This window comes from Streptomyces sp. NPDC037410 (assembly GCF_055602235.1).
The window spans coordinates 59,605-84,508 of record NZ_JBVJWR010000006.1 but is presented as its reverse complement, the minus strand read 5'-3'; the positions used below and the strand labels follow the sequence as shown (position 1 = coordinate 84,508).

24 protein-coding genes are annotated in these 24,904 nt (G+C 73.5%); 16 read left to right on the top strand and 8 right to left on the bottom strand.

The genetic code is table 11. The features are described 5' to 3' along the window. Positions 1-32: 32 nt before the first annotated feature. Positions 33-461 carry a hypothetical protein gene (locus ACZ7HT_RS11775; RefSeq protein WP_471163322.1) on the top strand — a complete coding sequence of 143 codons (429 nt, stop codon included), beginning with the start codon at positions 33-35 and terminating at the stop codon, positions 459-461. Positions 462-498: 37 nt separating this feature from the next. On the opposite strand, the gene ACZ7HT_RS11770 is transcribed toward ACZ7HT_RS11775, so the two are convergent. Together ACZ7HT_RS11770 and ACZ7HT_RS11765 are read right to left on the bottom strand one after the other, a co-directional pair. After that, positions 499-774, bottom strand: coding sequence for a hypothetical protein (locus tag ACZ7HT_RS11770; RefSeq protein WP_471163320.1), 276 nt, complete (start codon positions 772-774; stop codon positions 499-501). Continuing rightward, a complete protein-coding gene (locus ACZ7HT_RS11765; protein ID WP_471163317.1) occupies positions 762-992 on the bottom strand; it encodes a hypothetical protein in 231 nt (76 codons plus the stop codon). Before ACZ7HT_RS11765 ends, ACZ7HT_RS11770 begins: the two co-directional genes overlap by 13 nt. Before the next feature lie 241 nt (positions 993-1,233). On the opposite strand from ACZ7HT_RS11765, the gene ACZ7HT_RS11760 reads away from it, so the two are divergent. The 7 genes from ACZ7HT_RS11760 (at position 1,234) to ACZ7HT_RS11730 (ending at position 9,397) form a co-directional block, all read left to right on the top strand. Beyond that, complete coding sequence (locus ACZ7HT_RS11760) at positions 1,234-2,022, top strand: TIGR03084 family metal-binding protein (RefSeq protein WP_471163314.1); 789 nt, start codon at positions 1,234-1,236, stop codon at positions 2,020-2,022. Beyond that, the gene (locus ACZ7HT_RS11755; RefSeq protein ID WP_471163311.1) at positions 2,022-3,716 is read left to right on the top strand and encodes an acyclic terpene utilization AtuA family protein; all 1,695 of its coding nucleotides are present in this window, start codon (positions 2,022-2,024) and stop codon (positions 3,714-3,716) included. Before ACZ7HT_RS11760 ends, ACZ7HT_RS11755 begins: the two co-directional genes overlap by 1 nt. After that, positions 3,713-5,311 carry an acyl-CoA carboxylase subunit beta gene (locus tag ACZ7HT_RS11750; RefSeq protein WP_471163308.1) on the top strand — a complete coding sequence of 533 codons (1,599 nt, stop codon included), beginning with the start codon at positions 3,713-3,715 and terminating at the stop codon, positions 5,309-5,311. The genes ACZ7HT_RS11755 and ACZ7HT_RS11750 overlap by 4 nt, the downstream gene beginning before the upstream one ends. A gap of 8 nt (positions 5,312-5,319) precedes the next feature. Further along, positions 5,320-7,206 (top strand): acetyl/propionyl/methylcrotonyl-CoA carboxylase subunit alpha, encoded by a 1,887-nt coding sequence (locus ACZ7HT_RS11745; protein ID WP_471163305.1) that lies wholly within the window; start codon positions 5,320-5,322, stop codon positions 7,204-7,206. Next, positions 7,203-8,336, top strand: a complete 1,134-nt coding sequence (locus tag ACZ7HT_RS11740; RefSeq protein ID WP_471163303.1) for an acyl-CoA dehydrogenase family protein — start codon at positions 7,203-7,205, stop codon at positions 8,334-8,336. The genes ACZ7HT_RS11745 and ACZ7HT_RS11740 overlap by 4 nt, the downstream gene beginning before the upstream one ends. A 113-nt stretch (positions 8,337-8,449) precedes the next feature. Continuing rightward, positions 8,450-8,698 carry a hypothetical protein gene (locus ACZ7HT_RS11735; protein ID WP_471163301.1) on the top strand — a complete coding sequence of 83 codons (249 nt, stop codon included), beginning with the start codon at positions 8,450-8,452 and terminating at the stop codon, positions 8,696-8,698. Positions 8,699-8,782: 84 nt separating this feature from the next. Further along, on the top strand, positions 8,783-9,397 hold the full coding sequence (locus ACZ7HT_RS11730) for an excalibur calcium-binding domain-containing protein (protein WP_471163298.1): 615 nt from the start codon (positions 8,783-8,785) through the stop codon (positions 9,395-9,397). A 76-nt stretch (positions 9,398-9,473) separates the two neighbouring features. Here the strand turns inward: ACZ7HT_RS11730 and ACZ7HT_RS11725 are convergent, their stop codons facing one another. Further along, positions 9,474-11,141: an FG-GAP repeat domain-containing protein gene (locus tag ACZ7HT_RS11725; RefSeq protein WP_471163296.1), complete on the bottom strand. Its 1,668-nt coding sequence runs from the start codon at positions 11,139-11,141 to the stop codon at positions 9,474-9,476. A 293-nt stretch (positions 11,142-11,434) separates the two neighbouring features. On the opposite strand from ACZ7HT_RS11725, the gene ACZ7HT_RS11720 reads away from it, so the two are divergent. The 3 genes from ACZ7HT_RS11720 to ACZ7HT_RS11710 are packed head-to-tail and all read left to right on the top strand — an operon-like array spanning position 11,435 to position 14,315. Then, positions 11,435-13,012, top strand: coding sequence for an AMP-binding protein (locus ACZ7HT_RS11720; RefSeq protein WP_471163293.1), 1,578 nt, complete (start codon positions 11,435-11,437; stop codon positions 13,010-13,012). After that, positions 13,009-13,737, top strand: a complete 729-nt coding sequence (locus ACZ7HT_RS11715; protein WP_471163290.1) for an enoyl-CoA hydratase family protein — start codon at positions 13,009-13,011, stop codon at positions 13,735-13,737. The genes ACZ7HT_RS11720 and ACZ7HT_RS11715 overlap by 4 nt, the downstream gene beginning before the upstream one ends. Next, positions 13,725-14,315 (top strand): TetR/AcrR family transcriptional regulator, encoded by a 591-nt coding sequence (locus ACZ7HT_RS11710; RefSeq protein WP_471163288.1) that lies wholly within the window; start codon positions 13,725-13,727, stop codon positions 14,313-14,315. Before ACZ7HT_RS11715 ends, ACZ7HT_RS11710 begins: the two co-directional genes overlap by 13 nt. A gap of 4 nt (positions 14,316-14,319) precedes the next feature. Here ACZ7HT_RS11710 and ACZ7HT_RS11705 read toward each other — a convergent pair whose 3' ends face one another. Further along, positions 14,320-15,357 carry a M4 family metallopeptidase gene (locus ACZ7HT_RS11705; RefSeq protein ID WP_471163285.1) on the bottom strand — a complete coding sequence of 346 codons (1,038 nt, stop codon included), beginning with the start codon at positions 15,355-15,357 and terminating at the stop codon, positions 14,320-14,322. A gap of 369 nt (positions 15,358-15,726) precedes the next feature. On the opposite strand from ACZ7HT_RS11705, the gene ACZ7HT_RS11700 reads away from it, so the two are divergent. After that, a complete protein-coding gene (locus ACZ7HT_RS11700) occupies positions 15,727-16,767 on the top strand; it encodes an isopenicillin N synthase family dioxygenase (protein WP_471163282.1) in 1,041 nt (346 codons plus the stop codon). A 20-nt stretch (positions 16,768-16,787) separates the two neighbouring features. Here ACZ7HT_RS11700 and ACZ7HT_RS11695 read toward each other — a convergent pair whose 3' ends face one another. Beyond that, positions 16,788-17,888 carry a citrate synthase 2 gene (locus ACZ7HT_RS11695; protein ID WP_471163279.1) on the bottom strand — a complete coding sequence of 367 codons (1,101 nt, stop codon included), beginning with the start codon at positions 17,886-17,888 and terminating at the stop codon, positions 16,788-16,790. 196 nt (positions 17,889-18,084) lie between these two features. Here ACZ7HT_RS11695 and pdxH point away from each other — a divergent pair, with 196 nt between their 5' ends. Then, the gene (gene pdxH, locus ACZ7HT_RS11690) at positions 18,085-18,741 is read left to right on the top strand and encodes a pyridoxamine 5'-phosphate oxidase (RefSeq protein ID WP_471163277.1); all 657 of its coding nucleotides are present in this window, start codon (positions 18,085-18,087) and stop codon (positions 18,739-18,741) included. 360 nt (positions 18,742-19,101) lie between these two features. Here the strand turns inward: pdxH and ACZ7HT_RS11685 are convergent, their stop codons facing one another. Both ACZ7HT_RS11685 and ACZ7HT_RS11680 read right to left on the bottom strand, forming a co-directional pair. Beyond that, a complete protein-coding gene (locus tag ACZ7HT_RS11685) occupies positions 19,102-19,851 on the bottom strand; it encodes an ABC transporter permease (protein ID WP_471163274.1) in 750 nt (249 codons plus the stop codon). 2 nt (positions 19,852-19,853) lie between these two features. Beyond that, entirely contained in the window at positions 19,854-20,813 is a 960-nt protein-coding gene (locus ACZ7HT_RS11680; protein WP_471163271.1) for an ABC transporter ATP-binding protein, read from the bottom strand. 106 nt (positions 20,814-20,919) lie between these two features. Here ACZ7HT_RS11680 and ACZ7HT_RS11675 point away from each other — a divergent pair, with 106 nt between their 5' ends. The 3 genes from ACZ7HT_RS11675 to ACZ7HT_RS11665 all read left to right on the top strand — a co-directional run bounded on the left by ACZ7HT_RS11675 (position 20,920) and on the right by ACZ7HT_RS11665 (position 24,389). Further along, positions 20,920-22,134 (top strand): sensor histidine kinase, encoded by a 1,215-nt coding sequence (locus tag ACZ7HT_RS11675; protein WP_471163268.1) that lies wholly within the window; start codon positions 20,920-20,922, stop codon positions 22,132-22,134. Between the two features lie 87 nt (positions 22,135-22,221). Next, positions 22,222-22,884, top strand: a complete 663-nt coding sequence (locus ACZ7HT_RS11670; RefSeq protein ID WP_471163265.1) for a response regulator transcription factor — start codon at positions 22,222-22,224, stop codon at positions 22,882-22,884. A 122-nt stretch (positions 22,885-23,006) separates the two neighbouring features. After that, the gene (locus ACZ7HT_RS11665; RefSeq protein WP_471163262.1) at positions 23,007-24,389 is read left to right on the top strand and encodes a PAS domain-containing protein; all 1,383 of its coding nucleotides are present in this window, start codon (positions 23,007-23,009) and stop codon (positions 24,387-24,389) included. A 164-nt stretch (positions 24,390-24,553) separates the two neighbouring features. On the opposite strand, the gene ACZ7HT_RS11660 is transcribed toward ACZ7HT_RS11665, so the two are convergent. Next, positions 24,554-24,904: a winged helix-turn-helix transcriptional regulator gene (locus ACZ7HT_RS11660; RefSeq protein ID WP_471163260.1), complete on the bottom strand. Its 351-nt coding sequence runs from the start codon at positions 24,902-24,904 to the stop codon at positions 24,554-24,556.

The window sequence follows — 24,904 nt, the reverse complement described above, 5'->3', positions numbered from 1 at the left end:
CCATGTATAGACCGTGCGTATAGTCAGGGCGCATGGCACCGTCCGCACCCACCCCCCGCGCCCCCCGCCTCCTCAAAGCGGTGATCGTCTCCACGCTCGGCGTCGCCGCGTCGCACCTGATCCTGTCCGACACGCTCGACCTGTCGTTCGCCGGTCAGGCGGCCGCGACGCTCGGCGCCGGGCCCGGATACTCCGCCGACCAGGCGTTCACCACGGCGCTCGTCAACACCTTCCTGGTCATGCCGGCGGTCCTGTGGATCGGGATGCTCGTCACGGGGGAGCGGCGGGTCGGGCCGATGGTGCTCGTGGGGGAGATCGCCTGGATCACCGCCGTGGGGAACGGCATCGACGTGATCGACGACGCCCCCGGCACCCTCCTTCCGCTCAGCCCCCTGCTCCTCGTCGTCGCCGTCACGGCCCTGGCCTCCCTCGTACGGAGAAGGGCCAGGTCCAGGTCCTAGGGGGCGTCTTGCCCGGCGGATCAGGGTCGGCCAGGTCCTAGCCCGCCTGGAGCGCGTCCACGACCACCATGCGGCGGACCCGGCGGGCCGGCAGGACCGAGGCGGCGACGCCCGTGAGGACCGTGGCCGCGAGGATGGCGAGGACCGTCAGGGGCGTGCCGCCCGAGTCGGCCAGGGCCTCCAGGGCGGAGACGTGGCCCGCCAGGACGGAGCGGGCGGCCGGCGTCCCGTACACCAGGCCGAGGAGCGTTCCGGCGAGCGCGCCGGTGAGGGCGAGGAGGGCCGACTCCAGGGTCAGCATCACCTCCAGCACCCGCGCGACGCGCGCCGCCGCGCCGCCGCGCCGCCGCGCCGCCGCGCCGCCGCGCCGCCGCGCCGCCGCGCCGCCGCGCCGCCCGGGAGCGAACCGCCGGTGCCGTCCGGGACGACCTGGACGGCGGCGTCACCGACGTCGGCGGCCCCGGTCGGCACGAGCCGGCGCACCTGGGCGCGGAAGTCCTTGAGGGGGAAGGTGAGCAGTGACGGCGACATGGCGTCCACGCTAGGAGCGGGAACGGGGCGAACACGGCCCCACGAGGGGGGATTCGGCGTCATGCCGAAGGGGGCACGGGGCGGGCCCGCGTGTACCTCTCGGGGATGACGGACGGTGCCTCCGCCCCGTGTGGGTCTCCGACGGAACAAACTAAAGCAAGCATGCTTGATTGTTTTTCGTCCCGCTGGCATGCTCCTCCGCGAAGGCCCGTGACCCGCCCGTCCCCGAGGGGAGCGCCCCGTGTCCGACCCCGTCGACGTCCTCGACGACCTGCGTGACGAGAGTGCGGAACTCGACCGTCTCGTCGGAGAGTTGAGCGAGGAGCAGTGGAGGGCGCGGACCCCCGCCCCCGGCTGGACGATCGCCCATCAGATCGCCCACCTCGCCTGGACCGACCGCGCCGCCCTCCTCGCCGCCACCGACGCCGACGCGTTCGCCGCCGAGACGGAGAAGGCGCTCGCCGCCCCCGACCGTTTCGTCGACGAGGGCGCGGAGGAGGGCGCGGAACTGCCCGCCGAGGAGCTCCTCGCCCGCTGGCGCACCGGCCGCGAGCGGCTCCAGGAGGCCCTGCGCGCGGTTCCGCCCGGCGCCAGGTTCCCCTGGTACGGGCCGCCGATGAGCGCCCCCGCCATGGCCACCGCCCGGCTGATGGAGACCTGGGCGCACGGCCAGGACGTCGCCGACGCCCTCGGGGTGGTCCGCGCGCCCACCGCCCGGCTCCGGCACGTCGCCTGGATCGGCCACCGCGCCCGCGACTACGCCTACCTCGTACGGGGCATCCCGGCACCCACCGAGCCGTTCCGCGTCGAACTCACCGCCCCCGACGGCACGTTGTGGACGTACGGCCCCGAGGGCGCCGCCCAGCGCGTCACCGGGACCGCCCTCGACTTCTGCCTCCTCGTCACCCAGCGCCTCCACCGCGACGACACGGCCCTGGTCGCCGAGGGCGAGGACGCCGAGCGCTGGCTCGGCATCGCCCAGGCCTTCGCGGGCCCGGCGGGCGGCGGCCGCACCCCCAAGGGAGCCTGATGGCACTCCGCATCGGCAACGCCTCCGGCTTCTACGGCGACCGCTTCGACGCCGTCCGCGAGATGCTCACCGGCGGCGGACTCGACGTCCTCACCGGCGACTACCTCGCCGAGCTGACCATGCTCATCCTCGGCCGCGACCAGCTCAAGGACCCGGCCGCCGGATACGCCAAGACCTTCCTGCGCCAGATGGAGGAGGGTCTCGGCCTCGCCCACGAGCGCGGCGTCCGGATCGTCGCCAACGCGGGCGGCCTCAACCCCGCCGGGCTCGCCGACGCCCTGCGCGCCCTCGCCGCGAAGCTCGGCCTGCCGACCCGTATCGCCCACGTCGAGGGCGACCGGCTGCCGCCGCCCGACGGCGCGCTGACCGCCAACGCCTACCTCGGCGGCGCCGGCATCGCCGCCTGCCTCGCCGCAGGCGCCGACGTCGTCGTCACCGGCCGGGTCACCGACGCCGCCCTCGTCACCGGGCCCGCGCAGTGGCACTTCGGCTGGGGCCCGGAGGCGTACGACGAGCTGGCGGGCGCGGTCGTCGCCGGGCACGTCCTGGAGTGCGGCACCCAGGCCACCGGCGGCAACTACGCCTTCTTCCGGGGCCACGACGTGCGCCGCCCCGGCTTCCCGGTCGCCGAACTCCACGCCGACGGCAGCGCGGTCATCACCAAGCACCCCGGCACCGGCGGCCTCGTCGACACCGGCACGGTCACCGCCCAGCTCCTCTACGAGACGGCCGGCGCCCGCTACCCGGGACCCGACGTCACCGCCCGCCTCGACACCGTCCGGCTCACCCAGGAGGGTCCTGACCGGGTCCGGATCACGGGCGTACGGGGCGAGGCCCCGCCCCCGACGCTCAAGGTCGGGCTCAGCAGGCTCGGCGGCTTCCGCAACGAGGTCGTCTTCGTCCTCACCGGCCTCGACATCGAGGCCAAGGCGGAGCTCCTCCAGGAGCAGCTCGCCGACGCACTGGCGAAGAACCCGCCCGCCGAGGTCCGCTGGGAACTGGTCCGCACCGACCGCCCCGACGCCCCCACCGAGGAGACCGCGAGCGCCCTGCTCCGCCTCGTCGTCCGCGACCGGGACCCCGAGAAGGTCGGCCGTACCGTCACCGGCGCCGCCATCGAACTCGCCCTCGCCAGCTACCCCGGCTTCCACGTCACCGCCCCGCCCGGCAAGGGCGCCCCCTACGGGGTCTTCGAGAGCGCGTACGCGCCCGCCGCCGAGGTCCCGCACACGGCGGTGCTCCCCGACGGGACCCGCCGGGAGCTCCCCGTACCCCCGAAGACCCGGGACCTGGAACCCGTACCCGACCCGGAGCTTCCGCCGCCCCTCCCCGAGGGGCCCACCCGGAGAGTTCCCCTCGGCCGGATCGCGGGGGCCCGCAGCGGCGACAAGGGCGGCGACGCGAACGTCGGCGTGTGGGTCCGCACGGACGACGAGTGGCGCTGGCTCGCCCATGCCCTGACCGTCGAGAAGATCCGCGAACTCCTCCCGGAGGCGGCCGAGTCGACCGTCACCCGGCATCTCCTCCCGCACCTCCGCGCGGTCAACTTCACGATCGCCGGGATCCTCGGCGAGGGCGTCGCCTCCCAGGCCCGCTTCGACCCCCAGGCCAAGGCCCTCGGGGAATGGCTCCGCTCGCGCCACGCAGACATCCCGGCCGCCCTCCTGACCGACATCCCGGAGGATCTCCTGTGACCGTCCTCGCCTCCGCCCTCGACACCGGCGGACCCGACTACGCGGCCCACCGCGCCGCCATGCTCGACAAGCTCGCCGCCCTCGACGCCGAGCACGCCAAGGCCCTCGCGGGCGGCGGCGAGAAGTACACCGCCCGCCACAAGAAGCGCGGCAAGCTGCTCGCCCGCGAGCGGATCGAGCTGCTCGTCGACCCCGACAGCCCCTTCCTTGAGCTGTCGCCGCTCGCCGCCTGGGGCAGCGACTACACCGTAGGGGCCTCCCTGGTGACGGGCATCGGGGTCGTCGAGGGCGTGGAGTGCCTGATCACCGCCAACGACCCGACCGTGCGCGGCGGCGCCTCCAACCCGTGGACGCTGAAGAAGGCCCTGCGCGCCAACGAGATCGCGTACGCCAACCGGCTGCCCGTCATCTCGCTCGTCGAGTCCGGCGGCGCCGACCTGCCCTCCCAGAAGGAGATCTTCATCCCGGGCGGGGCGCTCTTCCGCGACCTCACCCGCCTCTCCGCCGCCGGGATCCCGACCGTCGCGGTCGTCTTCGGGAACTCGACGGCCGGCGGCGCGTACGTCCCCGGCATGTCCGACCACGCCGTGATGATCCGGGAGCGCTCGAAGGTGTTCCTCGGCGGGCCGCCGCTGGTGAAGATGGCGACGGGCGAGGAGAGCGACGACGAGTCGCTCGGCGGCGCCGAGATGCACGCGCGCACCAGCGGCCTCGCCGACCACTACGCCGTCGACGAGGCCGACGCGATCCGCCAGGCCCGCCGGATCGTCGCCCGCCTCAACCACCGCAAGGCCCACCCCGACCCGGCGTTCGCGGAGCCCCCCGAGCACGACCCCGAGGAGCTCCTCGGGATCGTCCCCGGCGAGCTCAAGACGCCCTTCGACCCGCGCGAGGTGATCGCCCGGATCGTCGACGGCTCGGACTTCGACGAGTTCAAGCCGCTGTACGGGACCTCGCTCACCACGGGCTGGGCCCGGCTGCACGGCTACCCGGTCGGCATCCTCGCCAACGCACAGGGCGTGCTCTTCTCGGCCGAGTCGCAGAAGGCCGCCCAGTTCATCCAGCTCGCCAACCAGCGCGACATCCCGCTCGTCTTCCTCCACAACACCACCGGCTACATGGTCGGCAAGGAGTACGAGCAGGGCGGCATCATCAAGCACGGCGCCATGATGATCAACGCGGTGTCGAACTCGAAGGTCCCCCACCTCTCCGTCCTCATGGGGGCCTCGTACGGCGCCGGGCACTACGGCATGTGCGGCAGGGCCTACGATCCGCGCTTCCTCTTCGCCTGGCCCAGCGCGAAGTCCGCCGTCATGGGCCCGCAGCAGCTCGCCGGGGTGCTGTCCATCGTGGCGCGCGCTTCGGCGGCGGCGAAGGGGCAGCCGTACGACGACGAGGCCGACGCCGGGCTGCGGGCGCTCGTCGAGGCGCAGATCGAGTCCGAGTCGCTGCCGATGTTCCTGTCCGGCCGGCTCTACGACGACGGGGTCATCGACCCCCGCGACACCCGCACGGTCCTCGGGCTGTGCCTCTCCGCGATCCACACGGCACCGGTCGAGGGCGCGCGCGGCGGCTTCGGCGTCTTCCGAATGTGAGGCATCAGGTGATCAGTACCGTCCTTGTGGCGAACCGGGGCGAGATCGCCTGCCGGGTCTTCCGCACCTGCCGCGACCTGGGCATCTCCACCGTCGCCCTGTACTCCGACGCGGACGCCGGCGCGCTGCACGTCCGGGAGGCCGACGCGGCGGTACGGCTGCCGGGGGCCGCGCCCTCGGAGACGTACCTGCGCGGCGACCTGATCGTGGCGGCGGCGCTCGCGGCGGGCGCGGACGCCGTCCACCCCGGCTACGGCTTCCTCTCGGAGAACGCCGACTTCGCGCGGGCCGTGACGGATGCCGGGCTGGTGTGGATCGGGCCGCCGCCCGAGGCGATCGAGGCGATGGCGTCGAAGACCCGCGCGAAGGAGCTCCTGGGGATCGCGCCGTTGGGTGACGTCACCGAGGCCGACCTGCCCGTCCTGGTGAAGGCGGCGGCGGGCGGCGGCGGCCGGGGCATGCGTGTCGTACGAGAACTGGAATCCCTGGAAGGGGAGTTGGCGGCGGCCTCGGCGGAGGCGGCGAGCGCGTTCGGGGACGGCGAGGTGTTCGTCGAGCCGTACGTGGAGAACGGTCGGCACGTCGAGGTGCAGCTCCTCTGCGACACCCACGGCACCGTCTGGGCGCTCGGCACCCGCGACTGCTCCCTCCAGCGGCGGCACCAGAAGGTCATCGAGGAGGCCCCGGCGCCCGGCCTGCCCGCACCGCTCCTGGACGAGTTGTACGAGCGGTCGGCGGCCGCCGCGAAGGCCGTCGGATACGTCGGCGCGGGCACGGTCGAGTTCCTCGTCGCCCACGGCCGGGCGCACTTCCTGGAGATGAACACCCGCCTCCAGGTCGAGCACCCGGTGACGGAGGAGGTGTACGGCGTCGACCTGGTCGCCCTCCAGCTCGCCGTCGCCGAGGGCCGCGCCCTGCCGCCCGAGCCCCCGGCCCCGCACGGCCACGCGGTCGAGGCCCGGCTGTACGCCGAGGACCCGGCGCGGGAGTGGGCCCCGCAGACGGGAGTCCTGCACCGCTTCGAGGTCCCGGGCGGTGTCCGCGTCGACACCGGATACGCCTCCGGGGACCCGATCGGCGTCCACTACGACCCGATGCTCGCGAAGGTGACCGTCCACGCCCCGACCCGGGAGCAGGCCCTCCGCAAGCTCGCCCACGCTCTGGAGCGGACCGTGCTCCACGGCCCGGTCACCAACCGGGACCTGCTCGTGGCGTCCCTCCGCCACCCCGAGTACGCCGACGCGGACGCCCTCGACACGGGCTTCTACGAGCGGAACCTGCCCGCGCTGACCACACCTCGACCCGGCGAGGAGTACGCGGCCGTCGCCGCCGCCCTCGCCTCGGCGTCCATCAACAGGGGCCGGTTCGGCGGTGGTTGGCGCAACGTCCGCTCCCAGGAGGAGGTGCGGACGTACGGCGACCACGAGGTCCGCTATCGGCCGACCCGGGACGGCGGCTACGAGGTCACGGCCCCGGAGGGCGTACGGGTGATGTCGGCGACGCCGGGGGCCGTACGCCTCGAAGTGGCGGGAGTGATACGGAACTTCACCGTGGCCGCGTACGGCGACACCGTCCACTCCGGAGGCCACCGCCTCACCGCCCGCCCCCGCTTCACGGACCCGGCCGACCTCCAGGAGCCCGGCTCCCTGCTCGCCCCGATGCCCGGCACCGTCGTCCGGGTCGCGGACGGCCTCGCCGCCGGCGACCGGGTCACCGCCGGGCAGCCGCTCCTCTGGCTGGAGGCGATGAAGATGGAACACCGCGTCGTCGCCCCCGCCTCCGGCACGCTCACCGCGCTCCACGCCGCCCCCGGCCGCCAGGTCGAGGTAGGCGCCCTGCTCGCCGTCGTACAGGAAACCCCCTCGACCGAAGCACTGGAGGACCACCAAGCATGAGCACCGACATCGAATCCGAAGAGCTGACCGCCCTCCGCTCCGCCGTCTCCGCGCTCGGCCACCGTCACGGCCCCGGCTTCGACCGGGCCGAGCTGTGGGCCGAGGCCGGCAAGCTCGGCTACCTGGGCGTGAACCTGCCCGAGGAGTACGGCGGCGGGGGCGGCGGCATGGCCGAGCTGTCGGTCGTCCTGGAGGAGGCGGGCGCGGCCGGTGCGCCGCTGCTCATGATGGTCGTCTCGCCCGCGATCTGTGGCACGGTCATCGCCCGCTTCGGCACCGAGGAGCAGAAGCGGGCGTGGCTGCCGGGGCTCGCCGACGGGTCGAAGACGATGGCCTTCGGCATCACCGAGCCCGACGCGGGCTCGAACTCGCACCGGATCACGACGACGGCGACCCGCACGGAGGAGGGCTGGGTCCTCAACGGCCGCAAGGTCTTCGTCTCGGGCGTCGACATAGCCGACGCGACCCTGATCGTGGGCCGCACGTCGGACGCGCGCACGGGGAACCTGAAGCCCTGCCTGTTCATCGTCCCGCGCGAGGCGGAGGGCTTCGGCCGCCGCCACATCGAGATGGAACTCGACGCGAACGAGAAGCAGTTCGAGCTGACCCTCGACGAGGTGCACCTGCCCTTCGAGGCCCTGGTGGGCGACGAGGACGCGGGCCTGCTCCAGCTGTTCGCGGGCCTGAACCCGGAGCGGATCATGACCGCGGCCTTCGCGATCGGCATGGGCCGGTACGCCCTCGCGCAGGCGGTGAAGTACGCGAAGGAGCGCCAGGTCTGGAAGGCCCCGATCGGCGCCCACCAGGCCATCGCGCACCCGCTCGCCCAGGCGCACATCGAGCTGGAGCTGGCCCGGCTGATGATGGCGAAGGCCGCGCGGCTCTACGACGCGGGCGACGACATGGGGGCGGGCGAGGCCGCGAACATGGCGAAGTACGCGGCGGCCGAGGCCTGCGTGAAGGCGGTCGACACGGCCGTCCACACCCTCGGCGGCAACGGCCTCACCAAGGAGTTCGGCCTCGCCCGCCTGATCACGGCCGCCCGGGTGGCGAGGATCGCCCCGGTCAGCCGCGAGATGATCCTGAACTTCGTCTCCCACCAGACGCTGGGGCTGCCGAAGTCGTACTGACGTCCCTCCGGGCCGGCCGCGTACGGACCCGGCTGACCGGCGGCGAGGACCGGGGCGCCGGCGCCGGCTGGACCGGCGGCCGGGTCCTGGGGCGTGCCCTGCTCGGACTGCCGTTGGACGCGGCGGCCTTCGTGCTCGTCGGGTACGCGCTGTTCAACTCGGTCCGGAACCTCGGGTACCCGATCTGGTACCTGGACACCGACTACCACCAGGCCTGGGGCGGCCCGACCATGGCCGGCGTCTGGGCGGTCCACGCCACCGGCTGGCTGCTGTGCCTGGCCGTCCTGCCGCACTGGCCGGTCCGCTGGCTGGCCCGGGGCCAGGGCTTCCTGGACCGGCGCCTGACCTCTCAGCTCGGCTGATCCTGCCTCCGGTTGTGAAGATCGCGTGTACGATCCCCGCACTCCGCTCACATCCGAGCGCCAGGAGCACCGGGAGGGACACGCGTGTACCAGAACACCAATCCGTACCAGCCTCCGCCGCCGTGGACGCCGCCTCGCCGCTGGTGGCAGCATCCCGCGCTGGTCGTCACCCTGTTGGTGCTCTTCCCCCCGGGCGGCATCGCCCTGGCCTGGCTGAGCCGCTGGAACAGCCGGACCAAGATCGTGGCCACGGTCCTGTCGGCCCTGTGGTTCGTCATCGCCCTCGCCGTCGACGATCCGAAGCAGAACGGCACGGACGACCCGAAGCCCGCGACGACGGCCACGGCCCCCGCGACGCCGACGCCCACCGCGCCGAGCCCCACCCCCACCACGCCGAGCCCCACCCCGACCACGCCCGCACCGAGCCCGACCACCGAGGCCCCCACCCCGGAGCCGACGCCGACCACGGCCCCGCCCCGGACCTCGGCCCCGAAGCCCGCCCGCACCCGCACCCCGGCGCCGGACCCCACCACCGAGGAGCCGGAGCCCGCCCAGACCACCCAGGACGCCCCCAGCGACGTCTACTACGCCAACTGTGCGGCCGTCCGTGCCGCCGGTGCCGCTCCGATTCACCGCGGAGAGCCCGGCTACGACAGCCACCTCGACCGCGACGGCGACGGAGTCGCCTGCGAAGGCTGACGCCTCGCGCCCGAAGAGGTGACGGCCCGCCCCCGTGTTCCGGGGGCGGACCGTCCTGGCAGCCGGGCTGGATGGGTCAGCTGATGTGCACGTACAGCCAGCCGGCGGCGATCTTGACGCGCGGGGCGAACACGGGGCCGCCGGGGAGGCCGGTGGCCTTGTAGCGGTAGACGTCGCCGCCGGGGGTGACGGCGATCAGGTCGGCGCGGCCGTCGCCGTCCATGTCGCCGGGCGCGGCGAGGTGCTCGTACGCGCTCCAGCCCGCGCCGATCAGGGCGCGCGCCGCGAACGGTGCCGTGGTCGAGCCCGTGCCGCGGTGGACGTAGAGGCGGTCGCCGTCGCGGGAGACCAGGTCGGGGCGGCCGTCGCCCGTGACGTCGCCGGTGGCGACCAGCTGGTCCGCCCGCAGGCCCGTGGCGACCTTCACGCCCGCGCCGACGCGCTGCGGGTAGTCCTTCAGGCCCGGGTGGAGGAACAGGCTGCCCCACGCGTCCAGGCCGAGGACGTCGCCCTCGCCGTCGAAGGTGACGTCGCCGGGCGAGAGCGTCTCGGCGTACTGGTAGAAGGCCGCGCTGCTGGAGACCTCGCCGCCGCGGTCGCTCATCAGACCGGGGTTGGAGGCGGTCAGCACCATGGCCCGGTCGGCCTCGTCCAGGCCGTAGCCGTTGGTCATCCGCCCGTAGTGGGCGTTCTCGCCGGCCCCGCCGTACGGCCGGGCCGGGCCGAACCTGCCGTCGGCCTGGGTCCCGTAGGTGTAGGCCGTGCCCGCCCAGTTCACGGCGAACACGTTGTGCTTGCCGGACGCGGGGACTCCGCCCTGGCCGAGGTAGTACGAGAGGTTCTGGCCGCCGCCGCCGAAGTACGTCCGCGCCGCGAACTTCCCGCCGCCGATGGACAGGTACTGGTAGTACGTGCCGCTGTACGTGCGGGCCAGCAGGTCGCCCCTGCCGTCGCCGTTCAGGTCGTCGGCGCCGATGACCTGGTTGTACGTGTTCCAGCCGCCGCCGATCCTGACGCGGGGCTTGAACGGGGCGGTGGCGGAGCCGGTGCCCTTGTAGAAGTAGAGGTCGCCCGCGGGCGTCCGGGCGACGATGTCGGCGACGGCGTCGCCGTCGAGGTCGTTGGTGCCGACGAGCTGGTCGTAGATCTGCCAGCCGCCGCCGACCGCGATCCGCGACGCGAACGGGCCCCGGTAGTCGACGCTGCCCTTCCCCGGGAACAGGTAGAGCGTGCCGGACTGGGTGCGGGCCAGCAGGTCCTGGCGGCCGTCCTTGGTGAGGTCGCCGGGGGCGAGGACCTTGTTGTAGATCTGCCAGCCGCCGCCCCGCCAGACGAGCCCCTTGTCGGTCTCGGTGGGGCTCACGCCCGCGTGCAGCCGGAGCGTGCCGTCGGAGCGGAGCGTCAGCAGCTCCGGGACGCCGTCGGCGCGCCACACGTCGTCCGCGGGAAAGATCTCCTCGCTGACGCCGCCGTCGAGGTCGTCGTCGCCGATCGTGAACGGCGCGCCGCCCGTCTTCGACAGGATGATCGTCAGCTTGCCGGTGGCGGCGGACCGGTAGACCCGGTCGCTCCGGCCGTCGCCGTCCCGGTCGAACCGGGGCTTGGCGGAGGCCGTGGCACTGACCGCGACGGGGGCGGCGGCAGCCGTCGGGACCTGGCCGGCGGACACCAGTCCCATGCCGAGCGCGAAGGTCGTGCAGGCCGCCAGCCGGCGCAGGCGGCGCCGGTGGTGCGTGTGGTGCAAAGGGTCCCTCCCGGGACGTGGTGGTGGGCATGCGAGGGCCGGGGGCCCTGGGGAGACGTCCGGAGAGTAAGGGCGGGGGAGGGCGGAAAGGAAGATCGGCCGCGTACAACCTTTGACCGTCCGGGGCGTCTGGCCGGCACGGCCGTCTGATCAGCCCGGCCGTCTGATCAGCCCGGCCGTCCGGCGCCCGGCGTCTGACCGGGCGTCATAATCATGCAAGCATGCTTGATTGTTTCCTGGGGTACTGAGAGGGTCATGCCCAGGTCACCTTCCCCCTCCCCAGGAGGCAACGCATGGTGTTCCACAGCGCGTACGAGCCCGTTCCCGCCGTCTCCCTCCCCATCCACGACGCCGTCCTCGGCCGCGCCGCCGAGCGGGGGGACTCACCGGCGCTGATCGACGGGGCGGGCGAGCTGACGCTGAGCTACGCCCAGGTCGACGCCTTCCATCGCCGGGTGGCCGCCGGGCTCGCCGAGGCCGGGGTGCGGAAGGGCGACGTGCTCGCCCTGCACAGCCCCAACACCGTCCTGTTCCCCGTCGCGTTCTACGCCGCCACGCGCGCGGGTGCCTCCGTCACGACCGTGCACCCGCTCGCCACGCCCGAGGAGTTCGCCAAGCAGCTCCGCGACTCCTCCGCGCGCTGGATCGTGACCGTGTCCCCGCTGCTCCCCGCCGCCCGCGCCGCCGCCGAACTCGCGGGCGGCATACGGGAGATCCTCGTCTGCGACCAGGTGCCGGAGGGCGAGGGCGTGCGGTCCCTCCAGGAGTTCCTCGGCTCCACCGCGCCCGTCCCCGAGGTCGGCATCGACCCGGACGAGGACGTCGCGGCCCTGCCGTACTCCTCGGGCACGACCGGCGTCCCCAAGGGCGTCATGCTCACCCACACCTCCATCGCCACCAACCTCGCCCAGCTGGAACCGCTGAACCCCATGGGCCCGGGCGACCGGATCCTCGCCGTGCTGCCGTTCTTCCACATCTACGGGCTCACGGCCCTCATGAACGCGCCCCTCCGCCAGGGCGCCACCGTCGTCGTCCTGCCCCGCTTCGACCTCGACACCTTCCTCGGCGCCATCCAGGAACACCGCATCAACGGCCTGTACGTGGCCCCGCCGATCGTGCTCGCCCTCGCCAAGCACCCGGCCGTCGCCGACTACGACCTGTCGTCCCTCGAGTACCTCGTCAGTGCCGCCGCCCCGCTCGACGCCGCCCTCGCCGAGGCCTGCTCCGCCCGCCTCGGCCTGCCGCCGATCCGGCAGGCGTACGGCATGACCGAGCTGTCCCCCGGCACCCACGTCACCCCCCTCGACGTCGCCACGCCCCCGCCCGGCACCGTCGGCCGGCTGCTGCCCTCCACCGAGATGCGGATCCTCTCCCTGGACGATCCGGAGAAGGACGCCGCGCCGGGGGAGGAGGGCGAGATCGCGATCCGCGGGCCCCAGGTCATGAAGGGGTACCTCGGCCGGCCCGACGCCACCGCCGCCATGATCGACGCCGACGGCTGGGTGCACACCGGCGACATCGGCCGCGTCGACGCCGACGGCTGGCTGTTCGTCGTCGACCGGGTGAAGGAGCTCATCAAGTACAAGGGCTTCCAGGTCGCCCCCGCCGAGCTCGAAGCGCTCCTCCTCACCCACGACGGCGTCGCCGACGCCGCCGTCATCGGCGTCACCGACCCGGACGGCACCGAGATCCCCAAGGCCTTCGTCGTCCGCCAGCCCGCCGCGCCCGGCCTCACCGCCGAGGACGTCATCGCCCACGTCGCCGCCCGCGTCTCCCCGTACAAGAAGGTCCGTGCCGTCGAGTTCATCGACGCCGTGCCCCGGGCGGCGTCCGGAAAGATTCTCCGCAGAGAGCTGAGGGACCGTCCGTGAACCTGATCCGCGTCTCCGAGGAGCGGGGGATCACCACCCTCGCCCTCGACTCCCCGGCCACCCGCAACGCCCTCTCCGCCCCGCTCGTCACCGAGCTCGCCGACGCGCTCACCACCGCCGGCAAGGACCCCGCCGTACGGGCCGTCGTCCTCACCCACACCGGCTCCACGTTCAGCGCGGGCGCCGACCTGAAGGCCCCGCCCAGCCCGTACGCCTTCGTGGACCTGCTCCGGCAGGTCGTCGAGCTGCCCAAACCCGTCGTCGCCCACGTCACCGCCGGCAGCCACACCCGGGCCGGCGGCCTCGGCCTGCTCGGCGCGGCCGACATCGTCCTCGCGGGGGAGGGGGCCGACTTCGCCCTCACCGAGGTACGGATCGGGGTCGCGCCCGCCGTCATCTCCCTCACCCTCCTGCCGCGCCTCGCCCCCCGCGCGGCCGCCCGGCACTACCTCACCGGCGAGCGGTTCGGCGTCCCCGAGGCGATCGCCATGGGTCTCGTCACGGCGGGGGGGGAGGAACTCCCCGGCATCCTCGACTCCCTCCGCGCCGCCTCCCCGCAGGGCCTGCGCGAGGCGAAACGGCTGGTCACCGCTAGAGTCCTGGAAACCTTCGAGCGCGACGCGGAGGACCTGGTGCAGAGATCGGCCACGCTCTTCGCCTCCGCCGAAGCGCGCGAGGGGATGACGGCCTTCCTCGAACGACGGGACCCCGCATGGCGGCTCTGACCGCACAGAACCAGCCCAAGCAGGACCGGAGCCGCGCCACCCGGCAGCGGCTCCTGGAGGCCGCCGTGTCCTGCCTGGCCGAACACGGCTGGGCGGGCTCCACGGTCTCCGTCGTCGCCGAACGGGCCGGCGTCTCCCGGGGCGCCGCCCAGCACCACTTCCCCACCCGCGAGGACCTCTTCACGGCCGCCGTCGAGTACGTCGCGGAGGAACGCTCGCAGGCCCTGCGCGCCGTCCCCACGGACGACCGCGAACAGGCCGTCGCCGCCCTCGTCGGCCTCTACACCGGGCCCCTCTTCCGGGCCGCGCTCCACCTGTGGGTCGCCGCCTCCGGCGAGGAGCAGCTCCGCGAGCGGGTCACGGAGCTGGAGGCCCGCGTCGGGCGCGAGTCCCACCGCATCGCCGTCGAGGTCCTGGGCGCCGACGAGTCCCGGCCCGGCGTCCGCGAGACCGTCCAGGGCCTCCTGGACATGGCCCGCGGCCTGGGCCTCGCCACCCTCCTGACGGACGACCGCGCCCGCCGGGAACGGGTGGTGTCCCAGTGGGCGCGGCTCGTCAGTGAGGCGCTGAACTCGTAAAGGGTCAGACGCCCGGGATCTCCCGCGCCCGGAAGGCGTCCCGGACCGCCGCCGCGGCCTGCGTGCCGTACATCTTCTGCGCCGTCGCGACCGTCGTCAGGGCCGCGTCCTTGAAGCTGGTGTCGGCGGCGAAGCCGAACTGCGCGTTCACGATGATCCGGTCGGCCGTGCGGGCGCCGAGCTTGCCCCGGATGTCGAAGAGGGCGCGGGACCAGATCTCGCCGTCCGCGTGGACCTCGCCCACGCGGTCCTTGTAGGTCTTGGTCCCGTCCAGACGGCGCAGGCAGTGCGGGGCCGCGCTGTAGCCGGTGGAGTCCCAGTCGCCGACGCAGGCGAGGTCGGTCTTCATCGGCCAGCCGTACGCGGCGTCCGCGTGCGCGCCGACCTCCATGCCCAGGTAGTCGCCGAAGGCCTCGCCGATCGCGCCGGCCTCCGGGGAGCTGCCGAAGCCGTGGACCTGGGCCTCGTGCACGGCGTGGCCGTACTCGTGGACGATCACCTCGGCGTCCTCGGCGTCGTCCACGCCGCCCTTGCCGAAGCGGATCTCGTCCTTCTTGTCGGTGAAGAAGGAGTTGTCGGCGCCCCACTGGTTGAGGCGGACCGGCTGGACCCTGTCGTTCGCCCCGGGCAGCTCGGAGCCGAAGCCGAGGCCCTGCAGGTACTCCTGCGCCTCGTTGACCCAGAAGTACGCCATGACCTGCTCGAACCGGTCGTCGGACCGGTCGAGGCCGGCGAGGTCCGAGGTCCTGGCGGGGGCGCCGGTCTCGGAGCGGACGGCGGCCCACTTGCCGGACAGGGCGCCGCTCGCGTCGAGGTTGCGCAGGGCGACGGTGGCGTACGCGGAGGCGGGGACGTCGCTCGCCGCGTCCTTGTGGTCGGCGAGGGTCTGGTCGCCCGAGGACTGGACCGGGTTCACCATGAAGACGCGGGCCTGCGGCGCGGTGGCGGCGGAGGCTCCCGCGGACGGGAGCAGCGCCGCGGTGGCGGTGGCCACGGTGACGGCGGCCGCGGCGGCCAGGCCACGAGAGGTGCGGCGGGTCATGGACATCCTCCTGCGATGGGATGCGGTGACGGGAAGCTTGGCGTGTACCGAACACGCAATGGCGGCGATCTTCGCGCAAGCCCGCCACTTTGAACAGACTTTGAGCCATCCCGGGACAGGACGTGACGGGGACCACAGTGGCCCGCTCCGCCCCGCAGTACGCTGACTTCATGCCTCTGCTCGTACGCCGCCGCCACGTGGACTACGTCCGCGTCACGAGCATGGGCTGTCGCCGCTCCGCCTGACCTACCGGGGTACCACTCCACACCCCTTCGGTCCCTCGTACAGAGCCCCAGCCGACCGGCACCCGTGGCCCCCGCCCCACCCTTGGCGGCCGCCGCGGGACCCGTATACCCCGCGGATGCATACATGACGAACAGCTCGTACTCCTCGCAGCTCCCGATCGTCGACCTCTCGGCCGCCGACCGTGACCCACAGGCACGGAGGCTGCTCCACGCGCAGCTCCACTCGGCCGCCCACGACGTGGGTTTCTTCCAGCTCATCGGGCACGGCGTCTCCGAGGCCGAGACCAAGGCCCTGACCGACGCGATGCACGCCTTCTTCGCGCTGCCCGAGGCGGACCGGCTCGCCCTCGACAACATCAACTCTCCGCACTTCCGCGGCTACACGCGCATCGGCGACGAGCGCACCGCCGGGGCCCGCGACTGGCGCGACCAGCTCGACATCGGCGCCGAGCGCCCCGCACGCGAACCCGGCCCCTGGGAGCCCCCGTACTGGTGGCTCGAAGGCCCCAACCAGTGGCCGGCCGCCCTCCCCGAGCTCCGCACGGCCGCCCTGCACTGGATCGACCGGCTCAGCGGCGTCGCCGAGCGGCTCCTCCACGAGCTGCTCGCCTCCATCGGCGCGCCCACGGACTTCTACGACGACATCTTCGGGCCGCGCGCCCACCCGCACCTCAAGCTGGTGCGCTACCCGGGCAGCAGCGGCGAGGGCGACGACCAGGGCGTCGGCGCGCACAAGGACTACGGCTTCCTCACCCTGCTCCTCCAGGACCACGTGGGCGGGCTGCAGGTGCAGCGCGAGGACGGGTTGTTCCACGACGTGCCGCCGCTGCCGGGCGCGTTCGTCGTCAACCTGGGCGAGCTCCTGGAGGTCGCCACGAACGGCTACCTGATCGCCACGAACCACCGGGTGGTGTCGCCGCCCGGGGCGACGGAACGATTCTCCGTGCCGTTCTTCTACAACCCGCGCCTGGACGCCCGGATCGCCCCGCTCCAGTTCCCGTTCGCGGACCGCGCGCCCGGCGTCACCGCCGACCCGGCGAACCCGCTCTTCGCCGAGTACGGCCGCAACGAGCTGAAGGGCAAGCTCCGCGCCCACCCGCTGACGACGGCCCGCCACCACGCGGACCTGCTGCTCGCCCAGGAACAGCAGGCCCAGCTGGTGTAGTCGTCCGGGGTCGTCCGTGCTCAGCCGGCGATGTCGGCGTAGCCCTCGATGTCGCGCGGGTCCCGCTGGCCGGGGCCCGTGTAGCGGGCCGAGGGGCGCACGAGGCGGCCGGTGCGCTTCTGCTCCAGGATGTGCGCCGACCAGCCGGCCGTCCGCGCGCACGTGAACATCGACGTGAACATGTGCGCCGGGACCTCCGCGAAGTCGAGGACGATCGCCGCCCAGAACTCCACGTTCGTCGCCAGGACGCGGTCGGGGCGGCGGTTGTGCAGCTCGTCCAGGGCGGCCTTCTCCAGCGCGGCGGCCACCTCGTAGCGCGGGGCGTCCAGCTCCTTGGCCGTACGGCGGAGCACGCGGGCGCGGGGGTCCTCGGCGCGGTAGACGCGGTGGCCGAAGCCCATGAGGCGCTCGCCCTTGTCGAGGGCCTGCTTCACGTACGCGGTGGCGTCGCCGGTCCGCTCGATCTCCTCGATCATGCCGAGGACGCGGGAGGGCGCGCCGCCGTGCAGCGGGCCGGACATGGCGCCGACGGCACCGGAGAGCGAGGCGGCGACGTCCGCGCCGGTCGACGCGATGACGCGCGCGGTGAACGTGGAGGCGTTCATGCCGTGCTCGGCGGCCGAGGTCCAGTAGGCGTCGACGGCCTTGACGTGCTTCGGGTCGGGCTCGCCGCGCCAGCGGATCATGAAGCGCTCGACGACGGACTCGGCCTTGTCGATCTCGCTCTGCGGGACCATCGGGAGGCCCTGGCCGCGCGCGGACTGCGCGACGTACGAGAGGGCCATGACGGCGGCGCGGGCGAGGTCGTCGCGGGCCTGCTCGGCGGAGATGTCGAGGAGCGGCCTGAGGCCCCACACGGGCGCGAGCATCGCGAGCGCGGACTGCACGTCGACGCGGATGTCACCGGAGTGCACGGGGATCGGGAAGGGCTCGGCGGCCGGGAGGCCGGGGTTGAACGCGCCGTCGACGAGCAGGCCCCAGACGTTGCCGAAGGAGACGTGACCCACGAGGTCCTCGATGTCGACCCCGCGGTAGCGGAGGGCGCCGCCCTCCTTGTCGGGTTCGGCGATCTCCGTCTCGAACGCGACGACTCCCTCGAGCCCGGGTACGAAGTCGGACATCAGGCGGCTCCTCTATCGATGATCGATCAACCGTTCAGGGCGATCGTGGGGAATCAACAGTCATCCAGCGGAAGAGTCTGTACGGTTCCGATGATGCGGGGAAGCGTGACATCCGGCACACTGCGCCGATCCGGCGAGAGAGGATTAGCGCCCGCCGGTGCCGGGCAGACTGGGCCGCTGCGGCAGGATGGCCCCTGTGACCGACGCCCTGGATCCCGCAGACATGCGCGAGCAGTACCGCACCACGGAGCTGACCGTGGCAGACCTCGCCCCCGAACCGGTCGGCCAGTTCGCCCGCTGGTTCAAGGAGACCGCCGAGAACCCGGCGATCCACGAACCCAACGCGATGATCGTGTCCACCGCGACCCCCGAAGGCCGCCCGTCCTCCCGGACGGTCCTCCTCAAGCACTACGACGACGCCGGCTTCGTCTTCTTCACCAACTACGAGTCCCGCAAGGGAAGAGAGCTCTCGGCGAACCCGTACGCCTCCCTGCTCTTCCCCTGGCACCCGCTGGCCCGCCAGGTCATCGTCACCGGCCGCGCGGTCCGCGTCGGCCGCGACGAGACGGTCGCCTACTTCCGCACCCGCCCCCACGGCTCCCAGCTCGGCGCCTGGGCCAGCCCCCAGTCCACGGTGATCGAGTCCCGCGAGGAGCTCCTCACCCGCTACGCCGAACTGGCCGCCCGCTACCCCGACCACGAACAGGTCCCGGTCCCCCCGTCCTGGGGCGGCATCCGCGTGATCCCCGAGACGGTCGAGTTCTGGCAGGGCCACGAAAACCGCCTCCACGACCGCCTGCTCTACGCCCGCGAGGAGGACGGGACCTGGCGGGTGGAACGCCTGGCGCCCTGAGGGGCCGGGTCGATCGGGGCCGGGTCGATCGCGGCCCGGCTGATCGGGGCCCGGACGCTCCGGGACCGGACGCTCCGGGACCGGAAACGCAGACGACCCGTGAGTCTTGGCGTCGCCCGCCTAGGTTCGGGCGGACGCCTGCCGGCCGGACTGCCGGCGACTCACGGGTCGGGTGACTGCTGGGTTTCGGCAGAGACCTGCCGAGGTGCACAGAGTGCGACTGGCAGGCCTTAGCCCGCAGTCACCTCACGAGTCCGAAAAGAAACCATTTTTTCGGATCACCTCCTTTCGCGTGTACCCACACCTTACGAACCGCTCAGGACGGCGACAAGCGATTTAATCCCTCGTTTCTCCAGGGGCTCAGGCGTCCCGTCGCCGCACCGACCACCACCCCGCGAGGAGCGCCGCCGCGGTCCACAGGGCGGTCACGCCGAGGCCCGTCCAGGCGCCCAGGGGCCCGAGGGGTTCCTGGAAGAGGATCTGCTGGCCGGCGCGGTCCGGCAGCCAGGTCGCCGCGCCCTCGGAGACCCCGCCGATGACGAAGGACACGATGAGGATGAACGGGATCAGGAGGCTCAGCACCGCCACCGCGCTGCGCAGCAGGAAGGTCAGCCCCATCGAGAACAGCGTGATCAGCGCGAGGTAGATCCCGGCGCCGAAGCAGGACCGCAGCGCACCCGGCTCGCCGATCCCCACGGCGTACTTCCCGAGGAACGCGTTCGCCGTGAAGAACATGACGAAACCGGCCACCACGCCCACCACGAGCGCGCCCGCCCCCACGACCGCCGTCTTCGCCCCGTAGAACAGGCCCCGGCGCGGCACGGCCGCCAGGGAGTTCCGCAGCGCCCCGTTCAGGTACTCCGAGGACGCGGCGGTCGCGCCGAAGGCGATGGCGGCGATCTGCACGAAGTTCATCGGGTAGTAGATCCAGAAGAGGCGGTCCATGTCGCCGGTCTCCGCCTCCGGCTGCCCGATGTTCGGGAAGACCACCAGGGCGATGCCCAGCGCGGCGACGAGGACGGCGAGCAGCGAGCCGAAACTCGACCGGACCGACCGGATCTTGATCCACTCGGAGCGGAGCACGGCGGGGACGGTGACGGTGGCGGACACGGTCAGACCTCCTGGGGGGAACGGACGGACGAGGCGGCACGGGTGGCGGTGAACTCGGCGGCCTCCGCGGTGAGGGCCAGATACGCCTGCTCCAGCGAGGCGCGCTGGTCGGCGAGTTCGAAGACGGGTATGCCCTCGCGGGCGGTGACGGCCCCGATCTCCTCGGCGGAGGCGCCCTCCACCACCCACCGGCCGTCCGGGTCGGCGGCGTCGCCGACCGTCCACCCCTTCGCGAGGAGCGTGGCCCGCAGCCGCACCGGATCACCGGTACGCACCCGCACCCGGGCGTGGCTGTGGGAGTCGATGAACTCCCGCATCGGCACGTCCGCGAGGAGCCGGCCCCGGCCCAGGACCACGAGGTGGTCGGCGAAGGTCGCCGTCTCGTTCATGAGGTGGCTGGAGACCAGGATCGTGCGGCCCTCGGCGGCCAGCCGGCGCAGCAGCTCCCGGATCCAGACGATGCCCTCCGGGTCCAGACCGTTGGCCGGCTCGTCCAGCATCAGCACCCTCGGGTCGCCCAGGAGCGCGGCGGCTATGCCGAGCCGCTGCCGCATGCCCAGCGAGTAGCGGCGGATCCGGCGGCGGGCGGCCGACTCCAGGCCCGTCTCGGCCAGCACCTCGTCCACCCGGCGCTCCGGCAGCCCGTTGCTCGCCGCGAGGAAGCGGAGGTGGTCGCGGCCGGTGCGGGAGGGGTGCGCGGCCTGCGCGTCGAGGAGCGCGCCGACCGTGCGCAGCGGATCGTCCAGCGTCACGTACGGGCGGCCGCCTATGGTGGCGGTGCCCGAGGTCGCCCGGTCGAGGCCGAGGACGAGCCGCATGGTCGTCGACTTCCCCGCGCCGTTGGGGCCGAGGAAGCCGGTGACACGGCCCGGCTCCACGCGGAACGACAGCCCGTCCACAGCCCGGGCCGGGCGCCTGCCGCCGTACTCCTTGGTGAGGTTCTTGACGTCGATGCTGGTCATGGCTCAAGCCTGGCCGCCGGACCGCCGCGTGACTTCCCCCGCCCGAGGGGATCGTCTCCCCCGTGCGGGGGAGCCGCAGGCGGGCCGCCGTTGGGAGGATGGCGGAATGCTCCTGCGACCCCTGATCCGGGCGGTCACGTACACCCGTTGGCTGCATCTGGTGATCGGCGCGATCGTGCCGCTCGCCGCCGGACTGATCTATCCCGGACTGTCCTCCCCGACCCTCGTGGACTGGCTGACCGCGGCCGCCCTGCCGGTCCCGGTCATGGCGCTGGCCGCCCTGATCCCGTCGGCCCGCCGCGCCGAGGGGCTCCAGGCGCGCCTGATGCTCTTCCCCGGCAAACACGCGCGGGTGCGGGGCGGGACGGCCGCCGACGAGGCGGCCACCGGCATCTCGGCGACCCCGTCGGCCTCCTGGGCGGACCGGGGCAGAACGGCCCTGTGGCTGATCTACCGGATAGAGGCCGGCCTCGCGTCCTGGCTCGTGTCGATCTGGCTGCTCCAGTGCACGCTGGTGCTGCTCGACACGTCGGTGGAGGAACCCGTGGTGGGGTCCCTGACCCCACCCGCCGGCCTGGGCGCGGTGTTCCTGGCTCCGCTCCCGCTCCTCGCCCTCCTCGCCGTGATCGTCGTGGGCGGCCGGCTGGACAAGAGGGTCGCCCGCCGGCTCCTCGGCCCCTCGGTGAAGGAGCGCATGACGGCCCTGGAGGAGCGGACGGAACGCATCCTCGAACGCAACCGGATCGCCCGCGAACTCCACGACTCCCTGGGCCACGCCCTCACCCTGGCCGTGGTGCAGGCGGGCGCCGCACGGGCGGCCAAGGACCCCGAGTTCACCGACCGGGCGCTCGCGGCCATCGAGGAGACCGGCCGGGCGGCCCTGGAGGACCTGGAGCGGGTCCTGCTGCTGCTCCGCGAGACCGGCCGCCCGCGCGGCGCGAGCCCCGGCCTCGACGAGGCCGCCCGCCTCCTGGACTCGGCCCGCTCCTCCGGGGCGCGGGTGGACGCCGAGGTGACGGGCCCCGTGGAGGAGCTGCCGGGCCCCGTCTCCCGGGAGGCCTACCGCATGCTCCAGGAGGCCCTGACGAACGCGCTGCGGCACGCCGGCCCGGTCCCGGTCGACGTCCGCGTGACGGCGGACAGATCCCGGCTCCGCCTCCGGGTCACCAACCCCCTTCCGCCGGGCCGTCCCCCCGTGGCCCCCGGCACCGGCAGCGGACTGCGCGGCATACGCGAACGGGCCGCGCTGCTGGGCGGCGAGGCGAAGACGGGCATGAAGGACGGCACTTGGCGGGTGGACGTCACGCTCCCGCTGCGCTGATGGAACGACATGTCCTCCGCGGTGGCGGAACGTCGCTCCTCCGCTCTGACGGAACGTCGCTCCTCCGCGCTGGCCTAGGCTGACGGGATGGTGATCAAGGTCCTCCTCGTAGACGACGAACCCCTGGTCCGGGCCGGACTGCGCGCGGTCCTGGAGGCCCAGCCCGACATCGAGGTGGTGGGGGAGGCGGCGGACGGGGCGGCGGTCGTCCCCCTCGTCCGCAGCCTCCGCCCCGACGTGGTGGCGATGGACGTCCGGATGCCCCTCATGGACGGCATCGAGGCGACGTCGGCCGTCCTCCGCACGGTCGACGCCCCGCCGAAGATCCTCGTCGTGACGACCTTCGAGAACGACGAATACGTGTACGGAGCCCTCCGCGCCGGCGCCGACGGCTTCCTCCTCAAGCGCGCCCGCCCCGCGGAGATCGTCCACGCGGTCCGCCTGGTGGCGGAAGGGGACTCCCTTCTCTTCCCGGCGGCGGTACGGGAGTTGGCGGCCGCCCACGGGCAGGACCGGGGCGGCGCGGAGGCCCGGGAAACCATGGCCCGCGCGGGCCTGACGGACCGGGAGGAGGACGTCCTGCGCCTGATGGCCCGGGGCCTGTCCAACGCGGAGATCGCGGCCCGCCTGGTGGTGGGCACGGAGACGGTCAAGTCCCATGTGAGCTCCGTCCTGGCCAAACTGGGCGCCCGGGACCGCACCCAGGCGGTGATCGCCGCCTACGAATCCGGTTTCGTGTCTCCTGCGTGAGCCCGCGTGAGCCCGCCGTGAGCCCGGGCGGCTCGGTGTCGGTATCAGCGTTTTCGAAGAACGTGGTGTGCTCTGGGTCACGTTCCAGTTGAATGGTGCGCAGCATGGGGGGGGGTGCCTGGATGACTGCATTCACGGGGGCCACGAGCGACGCCGTGTCCGTCCCGGGGGCGGGGGCCGATCTGTTGGCCGCGTTGCTCGACGGGATGGACGCCGCGCTCTGCGCGTTCGACGCCGACGGGACGGTCACGCACTGGAACCGGGAGGCCGAGCGGATCCTCGGCTGGTCCGCCGCGGAGGCCGTCGGGCGGCGCGGGTTCGAGGGGTGGGCGGCGCGCAGCGCGGACGCCGAGGAGACCCTGGTCCGGCTGATGGGGGCCATGAAGGGCCCCGGCCGCCAGGTCCACGAGTTCGTGCTGCTCCGCAAGGACGGCGGGCGGGTGCTCGTACGGAGCCAGGCCGCCGGGGTGCGGGGCGCCGACGGTGGTCCCGCCGGGGTGTACTGCGCGTTCAGCGAGGTCCACGCACAGCTCGATCTGGAGCGGTCGGTCGCGCTGAGCGAGGCGCTGTTCGACGACGCCTCCTGGGGCGTCGTCCTCGTCGACGCCGACCTGCGCCCGGCCATGGTCAACGCCCACGCGGCCCGCGCCTTCGGCACCGGGCGCACGGCCCTGCTCGGGCGGCCCCTCGGCGACGTCGTCACACACGGCGCGGAGGAGCTGGAGGCCGCCCTCCAGCACGTCCTCGCCCAGGGCACGCCGCCCGCGCCCGCCGAGGTGTGGGTGACGCTTGAGACGGCCTCGGGCGAGCGGCGCCGGTGCTGGCGCAGCGGCTTCCTGCTCCTGTCGTCGCCGATGGCGGAGGAGCCCGTGCCGCTGGGTGTGGCCTGGCTGTTCCAGGACGTCACCGAGGAGCGGCTCGCGGCCCGCGAGGCCGACCGGCTGCGGTTCCGGTGGAGCCAGCTGCACCGGGCGGGCGCGGCGGCCGCGGAGTGCGAGGACCCGGCGGAGGCCGCGACGGTCCTGCTCGACTTCGCCCTGGCCGGGTTCGCCGACCACGCCCTCGTGGACCGTCCGGCGGGGGAGCGGCGCCTCACCCGGGCCCTGGCCACCCCGGCGGGCGGCGCCCCCGGCCCGTCCTCGCCCGTCGTGGGCGGCGGCATCCCGCTGCGCTACGGGCCGCGGCACCCGGCGCTCCAGGCCTGGGACCGGATCGGCACGGTGCGGGCGAGCGCGGGCCGGACCGCCGAGGTGTGGGCGGAGGCCCACCAGTGGCCGGGCGACGCGGCCCACGCCCTGTGCGTGGTCCTGCGCTCCCGGGGCAGGACCCTCGGCGTCCTGACGTTCCTGCGGGCCGCCTGCCGCGCGCCCTTCGAGCGCGAGGACGTGGTGTTCGGGGAGTCGGTGGCGACCCGGGTGGCGACGATGATGGACCTCGGGGACCTCGGGGACCTCGGGGACCTCGGGGACCTCGGGGACCTCGGGGACCTCGGGGACCGGGGCTAGCTCCCCCGTACACCTCGGGGACCTCGTAGACCGCGGCCGGCTCCCCCGTACACCGCAGGTACCGGCCAGCTCCCCGTACACCCACTTTTTTGTGGGTACTTGTCGGGGTCAGGCGCCCCGGGAGAACCTGGTGGCGGCCCGGAGGGAGAGGGGAACGGCGGGCCTCAGGAGGCGGTCCGCGCCTCCGCCAGCCGGTCGAGCCGGCGATGGCCCCAGTCCGACAAGGGGCCGAGCACCTCGGAGAGTTCGCGCCCGAACTCCGTCAGCGAGTAGACCGTCTTCGGCGGCACCACGTCGTGCACCTCGCGGTGCACGAGGCCGTCCGTCTCCATCTCCCGCAGCGCCTGCGTCAGCATCTTCTCGCTGATCCCGGGGATCCTGCGGCGCAGTTCGCCGGGCCGGTGCGGTCCTGACTCCAGCAGCCACAGCAGCCACGTCTTCCACTTGCCGTCGATCACGGCGATCGCGGCGGACACACCGCAGAGGTTCGTGTCCTGGGCCCGGAGGCGTGTCAT